5 protein-coding genes are annotated in these 6,651 nt (G+C 44.1%); all 5 read right to left on the bottom strand.

What is annotated here, in order from left to right:
* Positions 1–20: 20 nt before the first annotated feature.
* A complete protein-coding gene (locus tag AC1DUA_RS17795) occupies positions 21–1,541 on the bottom strand; it encodes a glycoside hydrolase family 43 protein (protein ID WP_477501041.1) in 1,521 nt (506 codons plus the stop codon).
* A gap of 43 nt (positions 1,542–1,584) precedes the next feature.
* On the bottom strand, positions 1,585–3,204 hold the full coding sequence (locus AC1DUA_RS17790; RefSeq protein ID WP_477501040.1) for a response regulator transcription factor: 1,620 nt from the start codon (positions 3,202–3,204) through the stop codon (positions 1,585–1,587).
* Positions 3,197–4,954 carry a sensor histidine kinase gene (locus AC1DUA_RS17785; protein WP_477501039.1) on the bottom strand — a complete coding sequence of 586 codons (1,758 nt, stop codon included), beginning with the start codon at positions 4,952–4,954 and terminating at the stop codon, positions 3,197–3,199. The genes AC1DUA_RS17790 and AC1DUA_RS17785 overlap by 8 nt, the downstream gene beginning before the upstream one ends.
* 85 nt (positions 4,955–5,039) lie before the next feature.
* Positions 5,040–5,927, bottom strand: coding sequence for a carbohydrate ABC transporter permease (locus AC1DUA_RS17780; RefSeq protein WP_477501042.1), 888 nt, complete (start codon positions 5,925–5,927; stop codon positions 5,040–5,042).
* Between the two features lie 53 nt (positions 5,928–5,980).
* A partial coding sequence (locus AC1DUA_RS17775) for an ABC transporter permease (protein ID WP_477501038.1) occupies positions 5,981–6,651 on the bottom strand: 671 nt, incomplete at its 5' end.

Genomic DNA, 6,651 nt, shown 5'->3' with positions numbered 1-6,651 from the left:
GGTTTAGGTTTGCCTCTCCTCTACATCATACTCTCCGCCTTATCGAATCGAAAGAAATCAAAATCGACATGCCCGCCAACAGACTTGGTCGCATAATTAAACAAGCCGATCCGGTAGCCCATAAAATGATCAAGCGTATACTTCATCTTCAAAGGAGCCCCGATTTGCTTCCATTCTTCACAGTCAGCTGAGTAGTAAAAGCTTGCAAGATCCGTACTATTTTCAAAATTGAAATGGATTTTCAAGTAAATCAAACTATCCTCGTATAGATGCCGCTCAACTGTTTCTTCACTACCGTCGCCTTGATTGACACACATCGCAACATATCGCTCGCCGCTCGCTGCGATTTGAATACCGACTGTTCCGAAGTGATTTTGAAGTGCAACCATTCCAGCATGATCCCCCGGCTTCATATGGGAAACATCCATTGCCGTAATGCCGACGCATCCAGGACCTTCCGTCCGTTGTGTCAATGTATTGCGTGCAAATAGAACGCTATTGGCAATATTTCCTGTCTTTAATTGCAACCAGCCAGGGCGCGTGATCGCAGACCACAGACGGTTATCCGGATTATGATTCCATTGCCAATTAAGCAGCAATTTATTTTCGCTATAGTCGAACTCATCGCTTATTACCAATTGGGTAGGTGCCGTGCTTGGCAATTGCGCATGGAATGCAACTTGTGCTTTACCTTCCATCCCAATGACCGGCCAGTCCTCCACCCAAGTAACTTGAAGCACAATGGGAATTCTCCCAACAGCATCATGATCTTGAAATAATAAGGCATACCACTCATCCTGCGGTGTATCAACGATGCCACCTTGCGCGATTCCATGGTTGCGGTACCCCATGTCGTCGTCAAGAATCACTTTATGTTCATAAACACCGAGCAGCTCCCTAGAGCGGTAACAAAGCTGCCTACGGCGTCGATTTCCTGTATTGGGCCACTCAATGAAAAACAAATAATAATAACCGTTCAGCTTATAAGCATGGCATCCCTCACATCGCAGCATGATTCCGTCACGTTCCGTCTCGAAGAGCCGCTGATCGATGCCTCCGGATTTAACCGCCATCACGTCAGACGTTAGTTCCGTAATCCGAATACTACCGTTGCCATGAATGACATAAACGCGGTCGTCGYCAAACAGCAGACTTGGGTCATGATGGATTCCTGCAATGACAGATCGCTCCCATTTCCCATTCTCGATATCTTCTGTTCGGTATATGTAGAACTGGTCCATATCATTACTTGAGAAGCACACATAGAACATGCCATTATGATGCCGTAAACTTGCAGCCCACGATCCTTTACCGTATATGCCTTTCCCGTCCAGCAAATTATAGGCGTCGTTATCCTCTAAGGTATCGTAAACGTAGTTCACAATCTTCCAATCCATCAAATTCTCAGACCTCATAATTGGGCATCCAGGCATTGCATGCATGCTTGTGCTAACCATATAGTAGGACGTTCCTACTCTAATAACGCAAGGATCCGGAACATCCGCCCAGATAATGGGGTTCGTTATCGTCACATTCTCCATCGCTAACTCTCCTAATACTTAAAAAATGCCAATCCCGCTACTCTTATTTTCTTACAATCTCACGATACTCCGCTGGAGTCATACTGGTTGATTTTTTAAAAAACCGAGTAAAAGAGTGCGGGGTTTCATACCCTACCTGAACGCCCACTTCAGCAATTTTAAGTTCGTCCTTCTTGAGCAAATTTTTGGCTTTCTCCATTCTAACTTCATCAATATATTCAGATAAATTGATGCCACTTTCCTGTTTAAAAAGCCGCGATAAATAGGACGGATTGAAGTGTATCACGCTAGCTAAACGTACAAGAGACAAGTCTTCACCTAGATGCTCCTCAATATACAACCGGATCTTTCCTATAACCGCTGCTGCTCTATTACGTTCTACGCTCAATCGAAGATTGAACAAGGACTCTGCGGTCTGTTTCAAAAACTCGTAGCTATCTTGCCAAGATGAATGCCTATCTCTTTGCATAAGCCCGGTTGTTCCAACCTTATCGTGCAGTTCCCAACGGTTAATATAGGATAATAAGAAGACAGCAATCGTGTAATACAATTCCAGCGCAAAAGGTCCGCCATTTCCTCGTTCATCGAAGGCTGTTCTCATTAGTTCGTTGAACAGATGAAGATATCCCTCTCTATTTCCACCTTCTAAATGAATTGCCAAAGACTCGGCCTTTTCTCTAAGCGTCCTTGAGTTGGCCCCGGTTCCAGTGGTTTCCAAGGTGACTGTTTGTACCATCTGGGCACCGTCTCCCGCTCGCCAGTACTGCTCACTTCTCATTCGATCGTATATCTCAGATAGTTGTTTCCATTCGCAGGTATCAGCGCAAAGCGTGATGGCAAAAGAAACTCCCAAAGATTCATGACAAGCTTGCTGCATAAGCTCAAATTGTCCCTCAAGATATTTAACCGTGCGGGGGTAGGCTTCGTCAGATTCACTAACTTGGGTATGCTTGGGTTGAATAAGCCAGACAAGGTCGCCGTAATGATCAATGATTCCAAGATGGTTTGTGCGCTCTTCCAAAAATGCCTCTGCTAAAAATTTGACAGCCAGTGCTGCATTCTGGCTTTCCGCAAAGGTATGGTGTGTGTTCGTTCGTTGCAGGTCAGCTAGCGCCACAAGAATGGGCCTTGTTGGATCAAGAGTTATGCCAAGATTACGGAAATCAACGACGAACTCCTCCGTTGTTCGTGTCCCTTGAAGCAAATAACGGAAATAATTCCCTTGAGCAAGGGTTTCGAGCGTAGTAAGCTTCTCTCGCGATTGTTTGACTAGGTCATGAAACTTTAAACTGTTTTCCAATTCATGTATCGCATCCGTTACGGCCTTGATAATCTTATCGTATTCTTCACTCTTTAGGAGATAGCTGACTCCGGGTGATTGAATCGCTTGGTAGACATAATCAAAATCATTATATCCAGTCAAAAAAATGATTTTACAATGCGGCCAACTACTGCGTATGTTTCTCATTAGCTCGAGGCCATCCATCCCGGGCATACGAATATCGGACAACACAATGTCCACTCTTGTCGTATTCATCCAATTCAGCGCTTCTTCACCGGAATAGGCTTTATACAAATCAAGATTCAGATTCAGTTGGCTAAATACGTCAAACAGCCCGTCTGTAATGATTTCCTCATCATCAACGATCAGCATTCTAATCATGAGTATCACCACCTTTTACAGGAATAGAAATAATCGCTTTCAATCCCCCGARCTCACTTCGGCTTATTCGAAGACCGTATGCTTCACCGAACGTCATTTTGACACGGCGGTGAATATTCACCAAGCCCGTCGTCTCCGCATGTTCGTCACCGTTATCCAGCGTGTCCGAAATACGTTCCAGTGTCTCATCCGTCAAACTATCCCCATTATCCTCCACAATGATTCGTATCTCAGTCTCTGCCAACTCGAAGCGAATCATAATACAGCCACTGCGTTTCATTTGCTCCAAACTGTGTTCAAAGGCATTCTCGATAATCGGCTGCACAATTAAACGTGGAACTGACACCTGTTCAATTTCCCGCGGGAGAGCGTCGAATTGTACCCGGATACGCCGAGAAAAGCGTAATTCCTGAATCTCCGTGTACATTCTGGCATGGTGAATTTCCTGTTTCAGCAGCACTTCGTCAGAAGCATTTCTGGTAACAAATTGGAAATATTCACCAAGCTGTGTGACGAACTGTCCGATTCGTTCAACGTCTCCAATTCTGGCCATCGTTCTCAGGATAAAGAAGCTGTTGTATAGAAAATGCGGATTGATCTGCGATTGAAGCTGCTTCAGCTCCGCCCGTTGTGTCATAATTTTCTGCTTATACACTTGATCAATCAAAGAACCAAGATTGGTGACCATTTGGTTAAATCGGCCATACAAGTAACCGAGCTCATCCTTAGACTCGTGCTGGATGTTCACATCCAGATCTCCATTTTCCATACGCCGAAAGCTTTTAACTAGCGTTAACAGCGGTTTGTGAATAAATTTGTAGGTGGAGAATGCATAAATGGCAATGATGACAATAGCAACGAAAATAAATAACCAGGCCCACAGATAAAATTTGTCCAGCGGCTTCTTAATAATTTGCTCTGGGATAAACCGGTAAATCGACATATTTAAATAATCAGAGCTGGCAATTGCGGTATAATAGCGGCTTCCCGAAATGGTGAAGGTCCCTGTGCTGTGAACCGGGTTTTGATTTATTTGTGCAATGGTGGCCGGTATATCCTGCCATAAATGCTCCAAAGATCCACTCGTGAGAATAACACTGGTATTCTCCTTGGTCATCAATGTTCCACTTCCAGGATAGGTGTTAAACTGGCCTAATGCTTCCTGCAGTCTCTCTTGATCCAGTTCAATTTCGATAATGAACAACGGTTGATTCCCTTTGGTTACTCCCTGCTTCGCTGCACTTAGAAACAATCCGCCACCCCACTCGATGATCTGGTTATTCCTACTGCTTAAAGCTGAGCGCAAGCCATTGTACCGTTCAATATCAAATTCACTTGGGCCATTGGCGGATGAAATCGTTTTGAGTATCGGGTAAATATGAGCACTCACATTTTTAATATAAGGAGAGCTGTTTTGAATGGCATAAAGCCGTTTTCGCAGTGAATTAATCTTTTCAGTGCGTTTAAATACATCCATCGTGTCCCAGGTCAGCGTTAATTCATTGAGATCTTCATCCTCGATAACGCCAAACTGCAGCAGCTTCATCCGTTCTATCTCTTTCTCAAAATCGTTGATATAGAAGGTTAGTTGGGATACCGCCGTTTTGGAGATGTCTTCGCTTGCCGTCTGGACGATCCAGTTATACAGGTAGACGCCAAATAATAAAATGGGCAGCATGATAAGCAAAAAAGTACTAAGCAGCCGAAGAAAAATCGTGTTTCGTAAAGTGAATGGTTGACGGTTGATCAAGGTACAAGCCCCCAACTTTTTTCTTCCATTATAGCCTGAAGCATGTAAGTTTCCTAAGCATTTTCGTTAGGATGCCATCTATGCACTACCCCTTAACGCTACCTAGGACTATCCCTTTAACAAAATACTTCTGCAAGAAAGGATACGCCAAGATAATGGGAAGGGAGCCCAAGAAAATCTGTGAAGCTTTCAGCGTCCGATCAGAAATGAGGGCCATATTTATGGCTTCGTCACGTGATATATTCGTTAAATTTTGTTGAATGACGATCGTTTGAATATAGCTCTGCAGCGGATAGTGACTAGGGTCTCCCATAAGCAGGAGGCCGTCAAACCAACTGTTCCAATGTTCGACCATGGAGAATAAGGCAAGCGTTGCAAGAGCAGGCATGGATATCGGCACATAGATTTTCCAGAGTGTCGTCCAATAGCTCGCACCGTCCACGACGGCTGCCTCCTCCAGCTCCTTCGGCACCTCACGGAAAAAGTTAAGCAGCAGGACCACGCTAAATACAGGAACCGCACCGGGCAGCACGAGCGCCCAAATCGTATCAAGCATATTGTATTGCTTAAGTGTAGAGTACCAAGGGATCAAACCACCATGAAAGAGCATCGTGATGAAGAAAATCCAAGCGTAAACCATACGCATGCGAAACGCCTTCGTTTCCTTAGATAAAGGAAATGCGACGAGAATGGTTAAAATTAAATTTAACGGCGTCCCGATCGCGATGCGCTCCAAGGATACAAGCATGGATTGCCAAAAGGCTGCTCGACTGGCCGTAAACTTGTAAGAGGCTAATGTAAAGTCAACCGGCCACAGCTTTACATGACCTGCTGCTGCTGCTGTACTTGAACTAAACGAGATTGCAATGATATGAATTAACGGGAGAACACAAATTAACGATATGATGATGAGAAAGGACACATTCAGAACGGAAAACCACTCGAATCGGAATCGACTCTTGGGTACCCGAATGTAGGTATCAGACACAGAACTGGGTGATGGTTGTACCACGGTTTTCCCTCCTCCTAGAAGATTCTATATTTTGCAAACCGATATGCCACAAAGTAAGAACTTGAAATCAAAATAAGCGAAACTAGCGATTTGAATAGTCCGACGGCCGTTGCAACACCGTATTGAGCATCCAATAATCCGATCCGATATACAAAAGTATCCAGAATATCGCCACTTTCATACACCTGAGGGCTATATAAATTGAACACTTGATCGAAGCCTGCGTTCAAAAGCTGTCCTAAACTGAGAACTGACAACAAGACAATGACCATTCGCATCCCTGGAATCGTGATATGCCATATCTTATGCCAGCGGTTTGCGCCGTCAATCGTTGCAGATTCGTATAAGCCGGGGTCAATGCCCGTGATTGCCGCTAAATAAACGATAGTCCCATACCCAAAATTTTTCCATATATCCGATGAAATGAGTGTAAACGGAAACCAATGATTGTCTCCAAGGAAAAATATTTTATTCAAACCGAAAGCACCCAATAATTGGTTAACAATACCGGTAGAAGGCGATAAAATATCAATTAGTATCCCTCCTAGGACAACCCAAGAGAGGAAATAGGGTAAATAAATGGTCGTTTGCACGCTTCTTTTAATAACCTCATTCTTCAGTTCATTAAGAAGAATGGCGAAAATAATTGGCACGATTAAGCCYAGAATAAGCTTAAGACTTGAAA

Source organism: Paenibacillus sp. 01T422 (assembly GCF_056398785.1).
The sequence above is the reverse complement of the archived record's forward strand: the minus strand, read 5'-3'. Positions and strand labels throughout refer to the sequence as shown.